The sequence below is a fragment of the Streptomyces sp. NPDC005141 genome (genome assembly GCF_053599975.1).
This window is the reverse complement of record NZ_JBSFYW010000001.1, coordinates 1-19441: the sequence shown is the minus strand read 5'-3', so window position 1 is coordinate 19441 and position 19441 is coordinate 1. Positions and strand designations below refer to the sequence as shown.

General features: G+C 71.3%; 19 protein-coding genes and 1 pseudogene. 7 read left to right on the top strand and 13 right to left on the bottom strand.

Annotation, left to right across the window (positions count from 1 at the left end; translation table 11 throughout):
• Positions 1–12 precede the first annotated feature (12 nt).
• From ACWD68_RS00100 to ACWD68_RS00080, 5 genes are all read right to left on the bottom strand, one after another.
• Complete coding sequence (locus tag ACWD68_RS00100; protein WP_451803972.1) at positions 13–1698, bottom strand: alpha/beta hydrolase; 1686 nt, start codon at positions 1696–1698, stop codon at positions 13–15.
• Between the two features lie 120 nt (positions 1699–1818).
• Entirely contained in the window at positions 1819–2628 is an 810-nt protein-coding gene (locus tag ACWD68_RS00095) for a TIGR04222 domain-containing membrane protein (RefSeq protein WP_451803970.1), read from the bottom strand.
• Between the two features lie 127 nt (positions 2629–2755).
• The gene (locus tag ACWD68_RS00090) at positions 2756–3523 is read right to left on the bottom strand and encodes a DUF4142 domain-containing protein (protein WP_451803968.1); all 768 of its coding nucleotides are present in this window, start codon (positions 3521–3523) and stop codon (positions 2756–2758) included.
• Positions 3524–3826: 303 nt separating this feature from the next.
• Positions 3827–5155, bottom strand: a complete 1329-nt coding sequence (locus ACWD68_RS00085; RefSeq protein ID WP_451803966.1) for a DUF692 domain-containing protein — start codon at positions 5153–5155, stop codon at positions 3827–3829.
• Positions 5156–5308: 153 nt separating this feature from the next.
• Positions 5309–6097 (bottom strand): DUF4142 domain-containing protein, encoded by a 789-nt coding sequence (locus ACWD68_RS00080; RefSeq protein WP_451803964.1) that lies wholly within the window; start codon positions 6095–6097, stop codon positions 5309–5311.
• A gap of 402 nt (positions 6098–6499) precedes the next feature.
• Here ACWD68_RS00080 and ACWD68_RS00075 point away from each other — a divergent pair.
• Both ACWD68_RS00075 and ACWD68_RS00070 read left to right on the top strand, forming a co-directional pair.
• A pseudogene (locus ACWD68_RS00075) lies at positions 6500–6601 on the top strand (TetR family transcriptional regulator); the annotation flags it as partial.
• Between the two features lie 193 nt (positions 6602–6794).
• On the top strand, positions 6795–7613 hold the full coding sequence (locus tag ACWD68_RS00070; protein WP_451803962.1) for an SAM-dependent methyltransferase: 819 nt from the start codon (positions 6795–6797) through the stop codon (positions 7611–7613).
• Between the two features lie 28 nt (positions 7614–7641).
• Here the strand turns inward: ACWD68_RS00070 and ACWD68_RS00065 are convergent, their stop codons facing one another.
• Both ACWD68_RS00065 and ACWD68_RS00060 read right to left on the bottom strand, forming a co-directional pair.
• Entirely contained in the window at positions 7642–8565 is a 924-nt protein-coding gene (locus ACWD68_RS00065) for a helix-turn-helix domain-containing protein (RefSeq protein ID WP_451803960.1), read from the bottom strand.
• Positions 8566–8694: 129 nt separating this feature from the next.
• Complete coding sequence (locus ACWD68_RS00060; protein ID WP_451804398.1) at positions 8695–8925, bottom strand: DUF397 domain-containing protein; 231 nt, start codon at positions 8923–8925, stop codon at positions 8695–8697.
• Positions 8926–9185: 260 nt separating this feature from the next.
• Here ACWD68_RS00060 and ACWD68_RS00055 point away from each other — a divergent pair, with 260 nt between their 5' ends.
• Entirely contained in the window at positions 9186–9680 is a 495-nt protein-coding gene (locus ACWD68_RS00055) for a hypothetical protein (RefSeq protein WP_451803958.1), read from the top strand.
• Positions 9681–9820: 140 nt separating this feature from the next.
• On the opposite strand, the gene ACWD68_RS00050 is transcribed toward ACWD68_RS00055, so the two are convergent.
• From ACWD68_RS00050 to zapE, 6 genes are all read right to left on the bottom strand, one after another.
• Positions 9821–10570 carry a peptidyl-tRNA hydrolase gene (locus ACWD68_RS00050; RefSeq protein WP_451803956.1) on the bottom strand — a complete coding sequence of 250 codons (750 nt, stop codon included), beginning with the start codon at positions 10568–10570 and terminating at the stop codon, positions 9821–9823.
• Between the two features lie 209 nt (positions 10571–10779).
• Positions 10780–10986, bottom strand: coding sequence for a hypothetical protein (locus tag ACWD68_RS00045; RefSeq protein ID WP_451803954.1), 207 nt, complete (start codon positions 10984–10986; stop codon positions 10780–10782).
• A gap of 63 nt (positions 10987–11049) precedes the next feature.
• Positions 11050–11907 (bottom strand): polysaccharide deacetylase family protein, encoded by an 858-nt coding sequence (locus tag ACWD68_RS00040; RefSeq protein ID WP_451804397.1) that lies wholly within the window; start codon positions 11905–11907, stop codon positions 11050–11052.
• A 135-nt stretch (positions 11908–12042) separates the two neighbouring features.
• The gene (gene thrS, locus ACWD68_RS00035; protein WP_451803952.1) at positions 12043–13266 is read right to left on the bottom strand and encodes a threonine--tRNA ligase; all 1224 of its coding nucleotides are present in this window, start codon (positions 13264–13266) and stop codon (positions 12043–12045) included.
• A gap of 179 nt (positions 13267–13445) precedes the next feature.
• Positions 13446–14549, bottom strand: a complete 1104-nt coding sequence (locus tag ACWD68_RS00030) for an SPFH domain-containing protein (protein ID WP_451803950.1) — start codon at positions 14547–14549, stop codon at positions 13446–13448.
• Between the two features lie 191 nt (positions 14550–14740).
• Complete coding sequence (gene zapE, locus ACWD68_RS00025) at positions 14741–15886, bottom strand: cell division protein ZapE (protein WP_451803948.1); 1146 nt, start codon at positions 15884–15886, stop codon at positions 14741–14743.
• Here zapE and ACWD68_RS00020 point away from each other — a divergent pair.
• From ACWD68_RS00020 to msrB, 4 genes are all read left to right on the top strand, one after another.
• Positions 15885–16694 carry a pyrimidine reductase family protein gene (locus ACWD68_RS00020; RefSeq protein WP_451803946.1) on the top strand — a complete coding sequence of 270 codons (810 nt, stop codon included), beginning with the start codon at positions 15885–15887 and terminating at the stop codon, positions 16692–16694. The genes zapE and ACWD68_RS00020 overlap by 2 nt on opposite strands.
• Positions 16695–16828: 134 nt before the next feature.
• The gene (locus ACWD68_RS00015; protein ID WP_451803944.1) at positions 16829–17284 is read left to right on the top strand and encodes an indole-3-glycerol phosphate synthase; all 456 of its coding nucleotides are present in this window, start codon (positions 16829–16831) and stop codon (positions 17282–17284) included.
• Between the two features lie 272 nt (positions 17285–17556).
• Positions 17557–18945, top strand: coding sequence for a UDP-N-acetylmuramate--L-alanine ligase (murC, locus tag ACWD68_RS00010; protein ID WP_451803942.1), 1389 nt, complete (start codon positions 17557–17559; stop codon positions 18943–18945).
• A 45-nt stretch (positions 18946–18990) separates the two neighbouring features.
• On the top strand, positions 18991–19398 hold the full coding sequence (gene msrB / locus ACWD68_RS00005; protein ID WP_451803940.1) for a peptide-methionine (R)-S-oxide reductase MsrB: 408 nt from the start codon (positions 18991–18993) through the stop codon (positions 19396–19398).
• Positions 19399–19441 lie beyond the last annotated feature (43 nt).

The following is a 19441-nucleotide window of genomic DNA, read 5'->3' as shown; positions in this document are numbered from 1 at the left end:
TCGTGACCGCTGTCAGGGCGCCTGCCGGACTTCCTTCGCCGTCGCGACGCGCGCGGAGGTCTTCGGCGCCGCCGCGCCCTTCGCGCCCACGGTGCCCCGCGCCCGACTGCCCGGTGTCTGCGGCTTCGGCTCCTCGTGCGGAGCGCACGCCGCGCTCCGCTCGGGGAGCCGGCCCTCCAGCAGGTAGGAGTTCAGATAGCCGTTGACGCACTTGTTGGGGCCGCCGCCGATGCCATGCGTACCGGCGCCGTTCTCGGTCACCAGCACCGAGCCCCACAGCCGTCGCTGCAACTCCTTGGCACCCTCGTACGGCGTCGCCGCGTCCCGCTCTGCGGCCAGGATCAGCGTGGGCGGCAGCTCCCCGGGCAGTGTCCGCACGTCGAGCGGCTTCTGCCGCGGCAAGGACCAGTACGCGCACGGCAGATTCACCCACACGTTGTCCCAGGTCTCGAACGGCGCGACCTGGGCGAGACGCGTGTTGTCGCGGTCCCAGACTCTCCAGTCGGTCGGCCAGGAAGCGTCGTTGCACTCCACGGCGGTGTAGACCGCGCTGCCGTTCTCCTGCTCGGCGGCCGCCTCCGGATGCGGTCCCGCCACCTGGATCAGCTGCTTCGGGTCACCCTTCAGATAGGCGGACAGCGCCAGCGCGCGCTGCGGCCAGTAGTCGTCGTAGTACCCGGCCTGCAGGAACGCGCCCTGCAGCTGCGCGGGCCCCACCTTGCCGCCCGCGGGCTTGGCGGCGAGCTGCGCCCGCGCCTTCTCGTAGGAACGCAGCACTTCCTCGGGCGTCCCGCCCAGCCCGTACACCTTGTCGTGCCGGGCCATCCACCCGCGGAAGTCCGCCCAGCGGACCTCGAACGCGGCCGACTGGTCGAGGTTGTTCCGGTACCAGATCTGCTCGGGGTCGGGGTTCACCGCCGAGTCGAAGACCATCCGGCGTACGTGCGAGGGGAAGAGCGTCGCGTACAGGGAGCCGAAGTACGTCCCGTACGAGGCACCCATGAAGGTCAGCTTCCGCTCGCCGAGCGCGGCGCGCAGCACGTCCAGGTCGCGGGCGTTGTTGAGCGAGGTGTAGTGGCGCAGGCCGGCGCCCGAACGGAGGGCACAGCCGCGGGCGTACGCCTTCGCCTCCGCGATCCGTTCCTTCTTGTACGACTCCGAGGGGAACGTCGGGGACTCCAGGGGCGCCTTCAGCAGGCGCTTCGGGTCCCGGCAGGACAGCGGCGCGGAGCGGTTCACCCCGCGCGGGGCGTAGCCGACGAGGTCGTACGCCGCCCCGATCGGCTTCCACTCGGGGAGGAAGCCGATCAGCGGGAAGTACATGCCGGAGGCCCCGGGACCGCCGGGGTTGTAGACCAGGGCGCCCTGGCGCGGCACCCTGTGCTTCGAGTTGCGCGGGTCCTTGGCGGTGGCCTTGACGCGGCTGACGGTCAGTTTGATCCGCTTGCCGTCGGGGAGGGCGTAGTCGAGGGGCACCGTCACCGTGCCGCACTGGAGATTGCCCGGCAGACGCTCTTCCTTGGCGCACTTGCCGAAGCGGATGCCCGCGGCCGCGGCGCGCTGGGCGGCGACGGCGGTACCTCGCGCCTCGGCGGAGCCGGCCGGGGCGGGCCAGGCCGGTGCGCCACCCGCCGGAGCGGCGACGAGACCGGTCAGGAGCAAGGACCCTGCGGTTCCGTGGAGGACGGCAGCTCTCATCGCGAATCCCTTCAGCGCACGGCAGCGACAAAAAGGATGTTTCGTTCGACGGTTGGCGAAGTAAAGCACCGGCCGCCGGTGTCGGCGTCAATGACCCCGATGCGCCCCCCTGAGCGCCCGTCAGCCCCCTTCGCGAGCCCCCTGCGGCCGGCCGCCGAGGCCGGCGTCGCGGTCCCGGTGCGCCAGCGCCGCCCGCACCTCCGGTTCAACGATGGCCCGGGCGCCGCGTACGGCGACGGACGTGAGGTACGTACGGTCGTCGCCGGATTCGTCGGAGTGCCGGGCGAGCGTGCCGAGCAGCCGCTGGCCGGCCGGGGAGGCCCAGCGGGTGTAGGGGTGCACCTCGATCCGGGCGATGGTGAGACAGCTCACCGTCAGAATGAGCGGGAGCGCGAACCAGACCGCCACCGGGACCTCGTTCCCGGTGGTCTGGGCCGGCAGCAGCAGGGCCGCGACGGCCAGAGCGAGGACCGCGGCCGCGGCGGCCCGGACCTGGCGGACCGCCTCCGCGACGGTGGTGCGGGCGCCGTCGGGTACCGCCAGGCCCGCCGCGACCAGGCGGTCCGCGAGACGGCGTACCGAGTCCGCGCCGGCCGCGGCCGTCCGCACCGGCGCTATCCGGGACTGGCCCTCCGGGCCGATGGCTCCGATGACCGAGCGCTCCATGTCGTCTCGCCCGCGCGGGTCCACCACGGTCGCCCAGCCGGTGTGCGCGAGCAGCAGCCGACGCTGCCGGGCCATCGACACCAGGGTCAGATCGGCCACCCGGGCCGGCCCCCCGGACAGGAAGGCCGCCTCGTACAGCGTGAGGTCGTGCCCGCGCGTCGCGTCGGCGTCGACCGCCGCGGCGCGGACGGCGGCCAGGCACAGCCGGGTGCAGGAGATACCGGCAGCCGCCCAGGCCAGGAGCAGGAGAAGGACCCAGAACATGGCGTTTTTCTATGCGAAGGGCCGGGCGGGCGCCATGGTCTATTCACTATGTGGGACGGAGCGTTGTGGGTATGTGACGTTCCGCTTTCCGGGCGTCACGGGACGGTCGGGACCTTGCGGAGATGTCCTAGGGGGTCGAGGTCGGGTTGGGGCGTGCGGCGGCCGGTGGCAGCGGATAGCCCGGGGACGGGGTCACCGGGACCGGCGACTGCGGGGACCGCGTCGGGCCGGGCGGCGCCGGGGAGACGGTGAGCGGTGGCGGGCTCGCGGTCGCCGCGTCCTCCGCCAGCGCGTCGAAGTCCACATATCCGGTCGCCTCCAGGACCTTGATGTGGTCGAGCACGGTGGTGTTCGCGTCGTCGGCGAGATCGCGTACGAGCGAGTTGCGGGTGTTCGCGCGGACCTGGGCGACCACGGAGAAGACCTTGCCGTGCGCCTTGCGCAGGATGTTCGCGAAGTCCCGGTCGTACTCCGTGCCGTGCGCCGCGCTCAGTGTGGCCAGCCACTCGCGCTGCTGCGGATTGGGCTGGTTGGGCAGCTCCAGGCCGAGCCGGGCGGCGACACTGCGGACACGGGAGTCCAGGAACGTGTGCCCCTCGATGAGGTGTTCACCGGCCGTGCGTACGGCCTGGGTGGTGCCGCGCTCCTGGGCCTGCTGGCCCGCCGGCAGTTCCCAGAGCCCGGCCAGCCGGACCTTGGTGACGAACTCCCTGTCCAGGGCCGACAGCGGACCGAACTGGTTCGGCACGGTCTGTGCGTTCAGGGTGTCCAGGCCGGTGCCGGCGCGGTCCGCGTACGACCAGATCGGAAAGGCCAGCGCGACCAGGGTCGCCAGGAGAGCGGTGATGACGAGCCCTGTTCCACTGACCAATCCGGTGCGGTTGATGGATCGCATGGTGCCTCCTGTTGCGGCACCGCACGCTAATGCGCTTCGGGTGCGGGTTGGCATATTACTGCGGGCGCTACGCCAACTGCCGTACAGGAGGTTTGGATTGAGCGGAGGGTGGAAGGCGCCGGTTGCGGTAGTTCGGGCGTACGCCAGAACGCCCCGAAAACGCAGGAAACGGACGCACACAGCGCCTTCACAGCGAGCGGTGTTACTCCGGGCACACTCTGCGGATGCGGCGCGCCGCGGAGGTGTGGTCAAGGCGGCGCGCCGTGACCGGCGCGAGCGTGGGGGCCCGGCCGGCCCGTGGGGTCAACGGCGCAGCAGCGCCCGTCGGGTGGCACGGGCCAGCCGGGCCACGGGCCGCCGCGACAGCGGGGCCGGACCCGACCGCTCCAGCCACCAGTCGCGCAGCCGCCGCGTCTCCGCGCCCTCCGGGAGCCCCGTCAGCAGCAGATGCTCGGCGAAGTCCAGCGCGTCGCGCCGGTACCCGTCGGTCATCGGATGTCCCTGCGCGTACGCGAGGAACGCCGGCCGGTAGCCGTCCGCGAGGATCTCCGGCAGCTCCGGGGCCACCTTCGCCACGACGTCCGCCCGCTTGGCGGCGAGTGCGCGCGCCTGCACCCCGAGCCGGACGCGGTCGAACCCCTCGGGCACGGGGGTCCCCGCCACGAGCGACGACAGCAGCGCGGCCTGCGCCAGCGCCAGCCGCTGACGCGTGGCGTCCTCGACGCCGGGGCCGGAGTCCGTGCGGGCGGAGCCGTCCACCGGCACGGCCGTGCCCCGCCCGGGTCCTCCGGTCGTGCGTCCCGCCTTCTCCAGCGTCCCCCGGATCGCCGCCAGCTCGCGCTCCAGTTCGGCCGGTTCGGGGAAGTTCTCGTCCCGTTCCAGGAGGACCCCGGGCGGGGTCACCCGGGACGCGAGGTCGGCGAGGATGTCGAGAACGGGCCGGGGAACGGGATGGGCGTGGCTGTCGTGCCACACGCCGTCGCGTTCGAAGCCGCCGGCGACGTGGACGTAGGCGATCGCCTCGACCGGGAGTTCGGCGAGGGCCTTGGCGGGGTCCTCGCCGCGGTTGACGTGGTTCGTGTGCAGGTTCGCCACGTCGATGAGCAGACGGACGCCGGTGCGGTCGACCAGGTCGTAGAGGAACTGTCCCTCGGTCATCTCCTCGCCGGGCCAGGAGATCAGCGCGGCGATGTTCTCCACCGCGAGGGGCACGGGCAGCGCGGCCTGAGCGGCGCGGACGTTCTCGCACAGGACGTCCAGCGCGTCCCGGGTGCGCGGAACCGGCAGCAGGTGCCCGGCCTCCAGAAGCGGTGAGGCGGTGAGCGGGCCGCCCGCCCGTACGAACGCGATGTGTTCCGTGACGAGCGGTGAGCCCAGCGCCTCGGCGCGTTCGGCGAGCGCGATGAGCCGGGACTCGTCGGGACGCTCGGCGCCGCCGAGTCCCAGGGAGACCCCGTGCGGCACCACCGTGACACCCCGCTCGCGCAGCCGCAGCAGCGACTCGGGGACATGGCCGGGGCACACGTTCTCCGCCACGGCCTCGACCCAGTCGATGCCGGGCATGCGCTCCACGGCCTCGGCGATCTCCGGCCGCCACCCGATTCCCGTACCCAGCCGCGTCGGCTGCCGCATGTCCCCTCCTCCGTCACGACCTCGACCGGGCCTGCTTGCGTGTCGTCCCCTCACGACGGCCCGAGTTCCGGCGTGACGGAGTCATGGCCCCGGGAGCCGGCGCCGAACCCCCCGGAGCGGACCTTCAGAGCAACATTTGAGGTTCCGGGCCGGCTACTGGAGCACCTTGTCAGGGTCCGACGGCTCCGGCCGGGCGGTGTTCACCGTGCCGGGCGGCTGTGCCGACGGGCTCGACGAGACGTCGACACCACTGTCCGGCTGGACCGGCGGGGCGGAGGCCACCGGCGTGCCGATGGTCGGCGGCGGGGGACCGGTGGGGCTGGCGGTCGACGCGGCGGCCGTGTCGTTGGCGATGGCGTCGAAGTCGACCTCTCCCGTCTTCTCCAGCACGGTGATGTGGTCGAGCACGGTCACGCTGGTGTCGCTGGCCAGCTGCCGCACCAGCGAGTTGCGCGTGGCGTTGCGGACGGCGCCGATGGCCGGGAAGATCTTGCCGTGCGCGGCGCGCAGCAGATTCGCGAACTTCCTCTCGTACTCCTTGCCCGTCGCCGCGCTCAGCTCCTGCAGCCAGCCCTGCTGCTGCTCGTTCGGCTGGTTCGGCAGCTCGACGTTCAGCTGGGCCGCGACGATCCGCACCCGCTTGTCGAGGTCCGTGTGCCCGACGATCAGGTGGTCGCCCGCCTCCTTGATGGCCTTGGTGGGCGCCCGCTGGATGGCCTGCTGTCCTGCGGGCAGCTCCCACAGGCCGGCCAGTCGCACCCGGACGATCAGATCGCGGTCCGAGGCGGACAGCGGCCCCCAGCGGGTGTTCACCGTCCCCGCGGCGAGATTCGCCTGGCCCGTGCCCGCGCGGTCGGCGTACGACCACACGGGAAACGCGAGCGCTCCGAGGGTGGCGGCAAGCGCCGCGATGACGAGGGCGCTGCTGTTGATACGCCGCAAAGGTGCCTCCCGGGGCAAACCAATTGGTCGTTGGAGACCAATATTTGTCCAGTGCTTGGTGGTACGTACGGGATGGCTGTGCTGTTCAAACGTCTCGGCGGAGGAATCCGCGCCATCGGCCGGCGGCCACGGAACACGGTGTGGCCGTGCGGTCGGAGTCCCCGGCCGGGCCGCCGGGCCGCTATCGCCGGTGTGCCGACGGCCCCGCGTCCGGGTCGCGGCCCAGCAGCCGCAGCGCCTCGACCAGGGGATCCGACCCGGAGGGCACGTCCAGTGCGGGCGCGAAGGAGCGAGCCCGGTCCCCTGGGCGCGGGGTCGGCCGGGACGCGGCGGGCGACGGCCGATGCCGCTTCGAGCACGGAGCCGGACGCCCGAGAGCGCGAACGAGCGGAGCGTGAGCAGCTGATCGTGACGGCTGTCCGCGAACTGGCCGAGAACGAGGGCTGGAACGCGGTGACCACGCGCCGGCCGGCCGCCGAGATCGAGTACAGCCGGCCGGTGCTGCTCCGTGACGGGGACAACCGGCGGCTGTCCCTGCTGATCGGCCACTTCACGCCGGCCCGCTGAACGACGGCCGGCGGGCCGCCGGGAGGACCTTTCCCGTGTCCTTCGTTCGGGGACTGGTAACGCCAACTTCCGTTTCTCTAATATGTATTGTCGGTCGGGCCAGTTGGCGCGGCACGGATCTGGGGGAACGATGCAGCCTGACCAGCAACTGTCCACGTCGATCGATGCCACCGTGCCCACGGCCGCACGCATGTACGACCACTACCTGGGTGGCAAGGACAACTACGCCGCCGACCGGGCGGCCTGCGAAGAGCTGGACAAGGTCGTGCCCAGCACCCGCGCGCTGGCGTTGAACAACCGGCGGTTCCTCCAGCGGGTGGTCGGGACGCTGGCGGACGGATACGGAATCAGGCAGTTCCTCGACCACGGATCCGGCCTGCCCACCCAGAACAATGTGCACCAGGTCGCCCAGGGCGTCGACGAGACGTCCCGGGTGGTGTACGTCGACAGCGACCCGATGGTGCTGGTGCACGGCCGGGCCCTGCTGGAGCAGAACGACCGCACGGCCGTCATCCACGCCGACCTGCGGGACACCGAGGAGATCTTCTCCCACTCCGAAACCCAGCGGCTGATCGACTTCTCGCAGCCGGTGGCCGTGCTGTTCAACTCGGTGTTCCACTGCATCCCGGACAGCGAGACCGACGGGCCGCTCTCCGTGATCAGCCGCGTCAGCGAACGGCTGGCTCCCGGCAGCTTCATGGTGATGTGCCAGTTGGTCAGCGAGGATCCCAAGGTCCGGGAGTTCGTCACCGACTTCATGGACACCGCGACGCAGGGCCACTGGGGCCGGGTGCGCCAGGAGAAGGACGTGGCGGAGTACTTCGACGGGATGGACGTCCTCGAGCCCGGACTCGTGGAGGTGTCCACCTGGCGGCCGGACACCGAAGTGGTGGCGCGTCAACTCACCCAGGAGTGGATCGAGTTCGGCGGCGTGGGCCGCATCCGTTAGTACGGCGGCATCCGCTGGTACGGCCCCGTCAGCGCGACGCGCTGTAGCGCTGTTCCACCGTGTCGCGGAGCAGCGCCAGGGACGCGCGGGGGCTGAGGGCCTCGTCGGCGAGGCGGTCCAGTACCACGCGGTACTCCTCCGTCTCGTCGCGGTCCTCCAGGAAGTTGGCGCTCCTGATGTGCTCCAGGTAGACGATGTCGGGCAGTTCGACGCCGCCGAAGCGCAGATAGGTGACGGGGATGGCCGGCGCCGAGGCGTTCGTGACGTCCAGCGGCACGAACTGCACGACGACATGGGGACGCTGAGCCATCTCGATGAGGTGCTCGAGCTGTGCGCGCATCACCTCGCGGCTGCCCAGGACGCGGAGCAGGACGGACTCGTCGACAACGGCCCACAGCTGAGGGGCGTCGGCCCGGTTCAGCAGTTCCCGTCGGCGCATCCGCAGTTCCACCCGGCGCTGCACCTCGGCGCCCGGCGCCGTCGGCAGCCCGCGCTCCACGACGGCCCGGGTGTAGTCGGGAGTCTGGAGCAGGCCAGGAACGTACTGGATCTCGAACGTCCGGATGGTGGTGGCGGCCTCCTGGAGTCCGACCAGCCGGTCGAACCACTCGGGCATCAACCGCTTGTCGTAGCGCTGCCACCACCCCGGCTCACCGGCGCGCTTCAGAAGTCTCAGCAGGACCGACACCTCGTAGTCGTCGGTCCCGTACAGCTCGAGCAGTGCGCGGACGTCGCCCTCGGTGGGTGGCCGCCGGCCCTTGCCCGCCTCGATGCGCGACAGTTTCGCCGCGCTGAACCCGAGTGACCGCGCTGCCTGTTCCTGGGAGAGGCCCGCGTCCTCGCGGGCACCGGCCAGCTGAACGCCGACCAGCATCTTCAGCAGAGTGGGGGCGGGCTCCGCCCGCCTCAGATACGGTTCGAGGCGGGAGACGCGGGGTGACTCGACGGACATCCTGACTCCCAGTCGACCGGCAGAAGACAGCCAAAATTATCGCACTGCGCCGGACTCTGCCGCATGCGGAGACAGAAGTGGACAACTATCCTTCCGCTTCAACGGAGTTCGGAGATGCGGAGCACCGTCTCACAGCAGGTGGTCGAACTCCCCTTCTTTCGCGCCGGCCAGGAAAGCGGCCACCTCCGCCGGGGTGTAGACGAGGGCCGGGCCGTCGGGGTCGCGGGAGTTGCGGACCGCGATACCTCCGTCGCCCAGATCAGCCACTTCGACGCAGTTGCCCTCGGCGTTGCTGTGCCTGCTCCTGATCCAGTAGGCACCCAGCGAGCTCGCCCGCACTCCGTTCGGCACTGATGGCACCACGCACTCTCCTTGCTGACGTTCCACCACGTGTGCTCCGGCCGCCCGTTGCGGGACGTGGCCGGATCACGTGGCCCATGCCTCCCTGTCTTCGTGCAATTTCTCGTGCAATTGCACGAAGGCGCTGTCGAGGTGGATACTAGCGGCGGCGTCAACGTCGTTACCAGCGAACGGTGCTGACGTCATATCAGGGGGCTCCCTCGGGGGCGTGATCGTCCGGGCGGGGGCCGTCGGCCCGCCCGCACACCTGACACTGTCCGATGCCTTCGGAGGGAGCGGAAATGGCAACACCACTCAGGAATCTGGAACACGTGTCGTGGGACGAGATCAAGGACTCCAAGGGGTCGGCGCACGACATCCCGTTCCTGCTCGACAGCGTTGCGCGGGGTGACGCGGCAACGGCCAGTGCCGCGCTCCAGGACCTGAGGGAACGAATCTGCCAGTTCGGATTCGTCGTGGAACAGGCGACAGCCGCCACGGTCCCCTTCCTGTGGCAGCTCGCCGAACTGCCCCAGGTCACCTGCCGCGTGCAGATCATCCAGCTGCTGAAGGACATCGCGGACGCCCGGCAGTGGGAGCGAACGGCCGCCGCCTACCCCAAACTCCTCAACCGCCGCGAGAACTGGGTGGGCTGGGAGCGCGAAGCCCGGCAAGCCGTACGCGCCCACCGCGGCACGCTCCAGCACCTGCTCGCCGAGCCGGACACCGAACTCGTCCGGGCCACCACGGAACTCGCTTCCACGCTGGCCGACTGACGGCCCTGATCCGAGGGCAGAGCGACGGTGCGCACTCGCACCGCTTCCGCCTCACCCGAACGGTTTCAGCCGTACTGCCTCACTGACACCACCGCACCCGCCCCTGGCGAGCGCCTGGGGTCGAGGAGAACTCCTGGGCGTCAGTCATCCGCATGCTGTGTCCGATCCGGCAGAGCGCGGACGCGGTCGTGTCCCTCGACGGCGACCGTCAGTCCGGGCGCGATCTCGGTGAACCCCGCGTCGCGGACCAACGGAAGCCCGGAGGTGGTGAGTTCACGCCAGCGTGCCGGATCCGCCGTGCGTACGGAAAGGGCGAAACCCGCGTCACGCCAGGCGGTCCGCTCCTTCTCCGACAGCTCCCACCAGGCCAGTTGGGCACCATGGCCCGTCTGCGCCATCGTCTTGCCGGCCGACATGTCGATCTCCGGGTTGAGCCACAGGACGGGCGCCGTCGGATCGGCCGGTGCCGGGGGCTCCGGATCGTCGAGATCCGTACCGGACACCTGGAGCCGCGCCAGGTCCTTGGGCCAGCCGTCCAGCGGCACCGGCGGGAAGACACGCACCTCGGCGGACCTCCCGGTCACCGTGATGCCGGGCAGCGTCTCGGCCCGCCGCCACTCCGCCCCGCGCGCCCGCCGTACGACCTTGCGGATCCGGGCGTCCTGCCAGTCCCGCATCGCCTGCGCCCACTCGCCGTCCCCGAGCGACCGCTCGTCGCTCAGGATCGTCAGCACGGCCCGGGCCGAAGTCTCCAGCGCGTCGGTGCGCGCCGGGGGAGCGGCCTTCTCGATGTGCACGACCAGCGGCAGCACGAACTGCACCGCCTTGTCGCGCACGGTGGGCTCGGAGCGGAACGGGCTGTCGTCGGCGGAGGTCGGGTCGCTGGTCACGGCCACCAGTCTGCCAGGCGGAAGATCCGTTCAGAACGGCCGGTTCTCGCGGACGCCTTCCCGCGACACCCGCACCGAACGCCCTCCCCGGTCGTTCTCACCCGGCTCCCGGCTCCCGGCTCCCGGCTCCCGGCTCCCGGCTCCCGGCTCCCGGCTCCCGGGCCGTTCGTCGGCGGTATCTGCCCTGCCCCGGTCCCGACCCGCACCGGTCAGCCGGAACACGCGGTGCGCTGTGCCTCCTGCCACTCGCAGACGGGGCACAGCGTGATCCCCTTGCGCGACTCCGGGTACTCGGTGGGCTCGCGGCACAGCACGCACTCGGCGTACGGCGGCCCGCCGTCCCCCGCCGCGTCGACGGCGTGGAGGGACTCACCGGCAGGCCGGACCGGGCCGGACGCGCAGTAGTCGTCTCTCATGGCTCCAGCTTACGAGCGGCGCCCGGCCGGGGAGCGCGAGGAGTACGCGAGCGGCGCGGATGCTCAGTGCCGTCCGCCCGCGGCGCCGATGAGCTCGGACACCTTCACGAACCGGAAGCCCCTGTGGCGCAGCTCGGGAACGACCGTCCGCAGCGCCCGCTCGGTCGCCGGAGCCGCGCTGCGCGTGCAGTGCATGACGACGACGGACCCGGACCGCACCCCGTCGAGGACCTGTCGCGCCACGGCGTCCGCGTCCGTCGCGAACGCGTCCCCGCTCACCACGTCCCACTGCACGGCGGTGACCCCGGCCGCGCTGAGCGTACGCAGCGACCGCTGGTCGTAACACCCGCCGGGGAAGCGGAAGTACGGCATCGCGTCCCGCACCCCGGCCTTCCTGAAGGCGGCGTACGCCCGCTCCACGTCCGCGCGCATCCTGTTCTCGGGCACGGTCGGCAGCCCGTAGCAGTCCTTCGTGAAGGCGTAGTGGCTGTACGAGTGGTTGGCGATCTCGAACAGCGGGTCCTGGCCGATGTCCCTGGCCTCCCGCGGATACTCGTCGGCCCACCGGCCCGTCATGAAGACGGTCGCGGGCACCTTGAACTCCCGAAGCGTCGCGATCAGCCGGGGATTGTCGAAGTGCTCACCGGCCGCGGCCCGAGCCCCCTGATCCGCGGTCATGTCCGCGTCGAACGTGAGCGCGACGGTCTTGTCCCGCGAACGCGGTCCGTTCTCGAAGACGGGTGTCAGTCCGGCGGGCCCGGGCGCGAGCGTGGGCGGCCGCGTGGTCGCGGCCGGGGTGGCGGACGCGTGGTGCGCCCGGCGGCCGGAGGGTGGCGTCGCCGGACCGCCGCAAGCGGCGAGTGCGGCACCGAGTGCTCCAAGGGCGCAGGTCACGGCGATGCTCCGTACAGAGAGGATCATCATGTGAAGATATGCGGGTAAATCTGACTATTCGCCCATCGTGGAGGTGTGCCGTCCGTGCGCGGCCCCGAAGTCACCCACCTGGGGCTCTATCCGGGGCCACGCTCCGCGCGAGCCGGTGCCCGACGCGCGGGCTCAGGCGGCCCGGTCGAGCAGGTCGGCGCTACGGGATTCGATCAGCTGCCCGATGAGGCTCAGGACCTCGTCGGCCGGCCGGGGGTCGAGGCGGCGCCCGTCGCGCAGGCGCAGGGCGACCAGATCGGCCGCCGCTTCCCGGGGACCGATCACCGCCTGGTACGGGACCAGGCGGGCGGCGCGCACCCGGGCGCCCAGACTGCCCTGGTCCGGGGTGGCGAGCTCGGCCCGCAGGCCCCGGTCGCGGCAGCGGCGTACCAGCCCGAGGGCCCGGTCGGTCTCGGCGTCGGAGACGGGCAGGATCACCAGCTGGGTGGGGGCGAGCCAGGCGGGGAAGGCGCCGCCGTGCACCTCGATGAGATGGGCGACGGCCCGTTCCAGGCTGCCGATCACGCTGCGGTGCACCATGACCGGCCGGTGCTTCCCGCCGTCGGCTCCGATGTAGTGCAGATCGAAGCGCTCCGGCTGGTGGAAGTCGATCTGCACGGTGGAGAGGGTGGACTCGCGGCCCGCCGGGTCGGTGATCTGGACGTCGATCTTGGGCCCGTAGAACGCGGCCTCGCCCTCGACGGCCTCGTACGCCACGCCGGAACCGTCGAGGACCTCGCGCAGCAGCGCGGCGGATCTGCGCCACAGCTCGGGATCGGCGACGTACTTCCCGCCGGGGCCGGGCAGCGACAGCCGGTAGCGGGCCGCGTCGATGCCCATCGCGGCGTACGCCCCGCGGATCAACCCGAGGGCGGCGGAAGCCTCTTCGGCGACCTGGTCCGGGGTGCAGAAGATGTGCGCGTCGTTGAGCTGGATGGCGCGGACGCGGGTCAGGCCGCCGAGTACGCCGGACAGCTCGGAACGGTACATGCCGCCCAACTCGGCCATTCGGAAGGGGAGTTCACGGTAACTGTGCGGGCGGGAGCGGTAGATGAGAGCGTGATGGGGGCACAGGCTCGGCCGCAGCAGCATCTGCTCGCCGCCCAGTTCCATCGGCGGGAACATGTCGTCGCCGTAGTGCGACCAATGCCCCGAGATCTCGTACAGCTCCCGTTTGCCCAACACCGGGGAGTACACGTGCCGATAGCCCGCCCGCCGCTCGGCGTCGCGGACGTACTCCTCCAGGGCGTACCGCACGGCGGCGCCGTCCGGCAGCCAGTACGGCAGTCCGGCGCCCATCAGGGGGTCGGTGTCGAACAGGTCGAGTTCACGGCCGAGTCGGCGGTGGTCGTTCATGGTGGTCTCCTCGCTTGCGGAGGGCGAGCGACCACACGGCGAAGCCCCGGGGCACTCGCCCCGGGGCTTCGACTCACGTCAGCGGTCAGCGCGCCGGGACACTCTCCGGCGTCGTCGTGTTCAGTGCGGCACGCTTCATGGCCCTCACGCTAGCAGCGGCCCCCGGGGCGGGCACGGGATTATTTCGTGGGCTTCTCCGGCTCCGCACCCTTCGTCATCTTCCCGGCCCTGCCCGGTTCCCTGGAGTCCTCCGGACCCCGAGGCTCGCCCGGTTCCCCGGGCTCTCCTGACATCCCGGGCTCTCCTTGCGTCCCGGGCTCATCCAGGATTCCGAACGCATCCGGGATTCCGAACCCGTCCGTGTCCGCGAACGCCTCCGGGAGGCCGAGGGCCTCCGGTACTCCATTGATCCGGTCCGGCGCGGCGGGGGCATCGGCGGGCTCGACCGCCGGCTGCCGCTCCACCACGGGCGGCGCCTTCGGCTGCGGCTCCCGCTGCGACTCGGCCACCACCGGCGGCTGTCCCGACTGGGCCCGTTCCAGGAAGCGCAGCAGTTCCACCGGGAAGGGCAGGACGAGCGTGGAGTTCTTCTCGGCCGCGACGGCCACCACCGTCTGCAGCAGCCGCAGTTGGAGCGCGGCCGGCTGTTCCGACATCACCTCGGCGGCCTGTGCCAGCTTCTTGGACGCCTGCAACTCCGCGTCCGCGTTGATGATGCGGGCCCTGCGTTCACGGTCGGCCTCGGCCTGCCGGGCCATGGACCGTTTCATCGTCTCCGGCAGCGACACGTCCTTGATCTCGACCCGGTCGATCTGCACACCCCAGCCGATCGCCGGGCTGTCGATCATCAACTCCAGTCCCTGGTTGAGCTTTTCGCGGTTGGACAGCAGGTCGTCCAGGTCGCTCTTGCCGATGATCGACCGGAGGGAGGTCTGCGCCATCTGTGAGACCGCGAAGCGGTAGTCCTCGACCTGGATGATCGCGTTCGGCGCGTCCACCACCCGGAAGTAGACGACCGCGTCGACGCGGACCGTGACGTTGTCCCGGGTGATGCCCTCCTGGGCCGGGATGGGCAGCGTGACGATCTGCATGTTGACCTTGCGCAGCCGGTCGACGAAGGGAACGATCATGGTGAAACCGGGGGAGCGGACCTCCCCCGCGAGCCGCCCGAGGCGGAAGACGACCCCGCGTTCGTACTGCTTGACGACCCGGGCACCGGCCGCGACGTAGATCACTGAGGCGGAACAGGCCGCCGTGATCGCCACGATGAGTTCCTGGACCATGACGACCCCCTTCCGAGCCGCCCGATTTGCGCGACATCTCCACTTTACGTCGCGCGGAGTGTCCGAAAAGGGGGCGCCCGGAACAGCGCCCCGAAGGGGGCGGGCCGTTGGCGCGGTGCCGACCTTCGCGAGGAGCGAGGGGGATCCAGGACCTGGCCGGTCGATTCACAGTGGAGACGCGGGGTGTGGTGCTAGGCCCCGTGGCCTTCCACGAGCCCCTTCGCGTCGCGGGCGAGCGCGGTCAGCCGGGAGATCGCGCGGAAGTACTTCTTGCGGTAGCCGCCGTTCAGCATCTCCTCGCTGAACAGCCGGTCGAAGGGCATTCCGGAGGCGAGGACCGGCACCTCACGGTCGTAGAGCCGGTCCGCGAGCACGACGAGCCGCAGCGCGGTCGACTGGTCCGGGACGGGCTGGACGTCGGTGAGGCAGACCGCCTCGAGCCCGTCGGTCAGGGCGCCGTACCGGCTGGGGTGGACGCGGGCGAGATGGTCGAGCAGATGCGGGAAGTCGTCCAGGGACGCGCCCTCCGTGGCGTACGCCGCCTTGGTGACCTGCTCGTCGGAGAACGGGGGCGGCGCTTCGGGCAGCCCGCGGTGGCGGTAGTCCTCACCGTCGATGCGCAGCGGGCGGAAGTGCGCGGAGAGGCCCTGGATCTCGCGCAGGAAGTCGGCGGACGCGAACCGGCCCTCGCCGAGCTTGCCCGGAAGCGTGTTCGAGGTGGCCGCGAGCGCGACGCCCGCGTCGACCAGCTTGCCGAGCAGCGTGGAGACGAGGACGGTGTCGCCCGGGTCGTCCAGTTCGAACTCGTCGATGCACAGGAGGCGGTGCCCGGAGAGGGTCTGCACGGTCTTCTGGAAGCCGAGCGCGCCCACCAGGTTCGTCAGCTCCACGAAGGTGCCGAACGCCTTGAGCGAGGGCTCCGCCGGGGTCGCGTGCCACAGGGAGGCGAGGAGGTGGGTCTTGCCGACGCCGTAGCCGCCGTCCAGGTAGACGCCCCGGGGACCGGCCGGAGCCTTCGGGGCCTTGCCGAAGCCGAAGAGCCTCCGCTTGGGGGCGCCGATGGCGTGAGCCCCGCCGAGCCCGCCGGCGAAGCGTTCGAGGATGCCTACGGCCTCGATCTGGCTCGGCTGGTTCGGGTCCGGGATGTAGGTGGCGAAGCGCACCGAGTCGAAGCGCGGCGGCGGCACCATCTCGGCGACGAGCCGGTCGGCGGGGACGTGCGGCTCGCGGGCGCACAGGGACGAGGGGGCCGCTTCGGCTATCGGGTCGATCCCGGAGGCGGTGGTGGTGGACGACACGGTTCCCCACTCTATGCGCCGTGCCACACTGCACGTCATGCGACGCCTGTTCCCTGTGACCTACGAAACAGCAGCCCAGGCCTCCGCCGAGGCCTCCGAGACGGCTGTGACGGAGCGCGAGTGGGAGCTCGGGGAACTGGCGGAGGCGTACGCCTACCCCGGGGTCCGCGAGCCCTGGCTGCGGGCCAACATGGTGTCCACACTGGACGGCGCCGCCCAGCACGACGGGCGCTCGCAGCCCATCTCCAGCGCCACCGACATGCGGATCTTCGGGGTCCTCAGGGCTCTCGCGGACGTCGTGGTCGTCGGAGCGGAAACGGTACGGCAGGAGGGGTACCGCCCGGCACGCGCGCGTGAGGCCTTCGCGGCCCTCCGCAAGGCCGCCGGGCAGGGCCCCGCGCCCGCGATCGCGGTGGTCACGGCGAGCCTCGACCTGGACTTCTCGCTGCCGCTCTTCACCTCGCCCCTGGTGCCCACGCTGGTGCTGACGGGTGCCGCGGCCGCCCCGGACCGGATCGCGGAGGCCGAGCGGGCGGGCGCGCAGGTGGTGATCGCGGGGGACGGCATGGGCGTCGATCCCGTCCGCGCCGTACGGGCCCTGGGCGACCTCGGGCACACCAGGCTGCTGACCGAGGGCGGGCCCCGTCTGCTGGGGCAGTGGATCGCGGCCGGTGTGCTGGACGAGCTGTGTCTGACGCTGGCCCCGATGCTCGCCGCGGGCGACGCCCAGCGGATCGCCGGAGGACCCCCGATCCCGGTCCCGCACCGGTTCGAACTGGCGTCTTTGCTGGAAGAGGCCGGGTTCCTCTACAGCCGATACCGTCGGCCCGACAGGGCGTCGGAATAGTCGGTTCCGTTTATCTTCCGCCGGGCACACTAAATCGCGCAGTACCCGTGCTGTCACGGGGCAGGATGGTTTCCGCAGGGGGCCGGGACGGCCCACGGACGAGAAGGGCGCCTGTCGTGTTCACAAGCGTATTGATGATCGAGAAGGCCCTGACGTCCGCCGACGTGGAGTTCGTCACCACCTTGCACGGTGACGAGGCGGTCACCTTCCACGTGCTGCTCCAGCCCCGGGGCGACCAGGCGGACCGGCTGCTGCGGGCCATCGACGACGTGGCGCTCGGCGAGATCGACGAGGCGGCCCGTGAGGGCGAGACGCTGGAGGGCGAGGCGGCCGCCGGCCAGGGCGAGCGGGCGCTGGAGGTGTCGCTGGTCGCCCTGCGCGCGTCCGGCAGCGCGGCCGAGGGACGGCTGATCGAGGAGCATCCGCTCGACGCGCTGAAGGTCCTGGTCGACGAGGTCCAGGCCGATGAGGTCATCGTGCTGACCGACCCCCACTACGTGGAGGAGTTCTTCCACCGGGACTGGGCTTCCCGGGCCCGCCACAAGGTGGGCGTGCCGGTGCTGAAGCTGTTCTCGCACAGCAAGGCCTGAGACAGGGATCCGCGTCCCGGCGCCGCCCGAGGCGGTTTCGCGTGGACGCGAGTCCGGTGCGGACCGCCGTGACCGGCTTCGATTCCCGGGGCGCGTCCGTGGAGGGCTCCGCGTCCCCTCGGGGGCGCGCGGTTTCGCGCCCGTCCCCGGGGGTGGGGCGGGTTCGCCGGTGTCCCTTGTGAGGTGCGGTCCACCGCACCCCATAGGCTGGGTGCGCGTTCTCTTCGGGAGAGCGCGCCCACCTTCGTACCGGATCTTGGGGAGATACACGCATGGCACCCGGCCTTCCTACCGCGATGGACCGACCGCACTTCATCGGCATCGGCGGCGCCGGGATGTCGGGCATCGCGAAGATCCTCGCGCAGCGCGGAGCCGAGGTGGCGGGCAGCGACGCGAAGGAGTCCGCCACCGCCGAGGCCCTGCGCGCGCTGGGTGCCACGGTGCACATCGGGCACGCGGCCGACCATCTCGCGACCGACGCCACCTGCGTCGTGGTCTCCTCCGCGATCCGCGCGGACAACCCGGAACTCGCCCGGGCGGCCGAGCTCGGCATCCCGGTGGTCCACCGCTCGGACGCCCTCGCCCGCCTGATGGACGGCCTGCGCCCGATCGCGGTCGCGGGCACCCACGGCAAGACGACCACCACGTCGATGCTGGCCGTGTCCCTGTCCTCGCTCGGTCTCTCCCCGTCGTACGCCATCGGCGGCGACCTCGACGCCCCCGGTTCGAACGCCCTGCACGGCGACGGCGAGATCTTCGTCGCCGAGGCCGACGAGTCGGACCGCAGCTTCCACAAGTACGCGCCCGAGGTCGCGATCATCCTCAACGTCGAGCTCGACCACCACGCCAACTACGCGTCCATGGAAGAGATCTACGAGTCCTTCGAGACGTTCGTGGACCGCGTCACCGAGGGCGGCACGCTGGTGATCTCGGCGGACCACGAGGGCGCCCGCGAGCTGACGCGCCGGGTCGAGGCCCGTGACGTGCGCGTGGTGACGTACGGCGATGCCGCCGACGCGGACGTCCGGGTGCTCTCCGTGGTACCGCAGGGCCTGAAGAGCGAGGTGACGGTCCTGCTGGACGGCGCCGAGCTGACCTTCGCCGTCTCCGTGCCCGGCCGCCACTACGCGCACAACGCGGTGGCGGCGCTGGCGGCGGGTGTCGCCCTGGGCATCCCGGCCGCCGAACTGGCCCCCGCGCTCGCCTCCTACACCGGCGTGAAGCGCCGCCTCCAGCTGAAGGGCGAGGCGGCCGGCGTCCAGGTCATCGACTCCTACGCGCACCACCCGACCGAGATGACGGCCGACCTGGAGGCGATGCGGGCCGGGGCCTCGGGCCGCATCCTCGTGGTCTTCCAGCCGCACCTGTTCTCCCGCACCCAGGAACTGGGCAAGGAGATGGGCGAGGCGCTGTCCCTGGCGGACGCCTCGGTCGTCCTGGACATCTACCCGGCCCGCGAGGACCCGATCCCGGGCGTCACCAGCGAGCTGATCCTGAAGGCCGCACGGGCGGCGGGCGCGGAGGTGACACCGGTCCACGACAAGGCCGAGGTGCCGTCCGTCGTCGCGGGAATGACGAAGCCCGGTGATCTCGTTCTCACCATGGGCGCGGGCGACGTGACGGATCTCGGACCGGAGATCCTCGCCCGGCTGTCCGAGTAGCCGTGGCTCCCAGTGGGCCTTCTTGAACGTGAGGGGTTGAGCTTCATGTCGTACGACATCGAAAAGCCGGACGAGCAGTGGCGTGCGGAGCTGACCCCGGCCGAGTACACGGTGCTCCGTAAGGCGGGCACCGAGCCCGCCTTCACGGGTGAGTACACCGACACCAAGACGACGGGCGTCTACTCCTGTCGCGCCTGCGGCGCCGAACTCTTCACCTCCACGGAGAAGTTCGCGTCGCACTGCGGCTGGCCGTCCTTCTACGACCCGAAGGACACCGACGCCGTCGAGCTGATCCAGGACCGGTCGCACGGCATGGAGCGGACGGAGGTGCGCTGCTCCCGTTGCGGATCGCACCTCGGTCATGTGTTCGAGGGTGAGGGGTATGCGACCCCGACGGACCAGCGGTACTGCATCAACAGCATCTCGCTGCGGCTGACGCCCGACGAGGGCTGAGCGGCGACCGGAGCGCGGGTTCGGGCCCTTCGGGGCTCGAACC

Excerpts from the sequence above, each read along its gene's own strand:
- ACWD68_RS00100 (WP_451803972.1), bottom strand. The coding sequence starts at position 1,698 with ATGAGAGCTGCCGTCCTCCACGGAACCGCAGGGTCCTTGCTCCTGACC.
- ACWD68_RS00095 (WP_451803970.1), bottom strand. The coding sequence starts at position 2,628 with ATGTTCTGGGTCCTTCTCCTGCTCCTGGCCTGGGCGGCTGCCGGTATC.
- ACWD68_RS00090 (WP_451803968.1), bottom strand. The coding sequence starts at position 3,523 with ATGCGATCCATCAACCGCACCGGATTGGTCAGTGGAACAGGGCTCGTC.
- ACWD68_RS00085 (WP_451803966.1), bottom strand. The coding sequence starts at position 5,155 with ATGCGGCAGCCGACGCGGCTGGGTACGGGAATCGGGTGGCGGCCGGAG.
- ACWD68_RS00070 (WP_451803962.1), top strand. The coding sequence starts at position 6,795 with ATGCAGCCTGACCAGCAACTGTCCACGTCGATCGATGCCACCGTGCCC.
- ACWD68_RS00065 (WP_451803960.1), bottom strand. The coding sequence starts at position 8,565 with ATGTCCGTCGAGTCACCCCGCGTCTCCCGCCTCGAACCGTATCTGAGG.
- ACWD68_RS00055 (WP_451803958.1), top strand. The coding sequence starts at position 9,186 with ATGCCTTCGGAGGGAGCGGAAATGGCAACACCACTCAGGAATCTGGAA.
- ACWD68_RS00045 (WP_451803954.1), bottom strand. The coding sequence starts at position 10,986 with ATGAGAGACGACTACTGCGCGTCCGGCCCGGTCCGGCCTGCCGGTGAG.
- ACWD68_RS00040 (WP_451804397.1), bottom strand. The coding sequence starts at position 11,907 with ATGATCCTCTCTGTACGGAGCATCGCCGTGACCTGCGCCCTTGGAGCA.
- thrS (WP_451803952.1), bottom strand. The coding sequence starts at position 13,266 with ATGAACGACCACCGCCGACTCGGCCGTGAACTCGACCTGTTCGACACC.
- ACWD68_RS00030 (WP_451803950.1), bottom strand. The coding sequence starts at position 14,549 with ATGGTCCAGGAACTCATCGTGGCGATCACGGCGGCCTGTTCCGCCTCA.
- ACWD68_RS00020 (WP_451803946.1), top strand. The coding sequence starts at position 15,885 with ATGCGACGCCTGTTCCCTGTGACCTACGAAACAGCAGCCCAGGCCTCC.
- zapE (WP_451803948.1), bottom strand. The coding sequence starts at position 15,886 with ATGACGTGCAGTGTGGCACGGCGCATAGAGTGGGGAACCGTGTCGTCC.
- ACWD68_RS00015 (WP_451803944.1), top strand. The coding sequence starts at position 16,829 with ATGATCGAGAAGGCCCTGACGTCCGCCGACGTGGAGTTCGTCACCACC.
- murC (WP_451803942.1), top strand. The coding sequence starts at position 17,557 with ATGGCACCCGGCCTTCCTACCGCGATGGACCGACCGCACTTCATCGGC.
- msrB (WP_451803940.1), top strand. The coding sequence starts at position 18,991 with ATGTCGTACGACATCGAAAAGCCGGACGAGCAGTGGCGTGCGGAGCTG.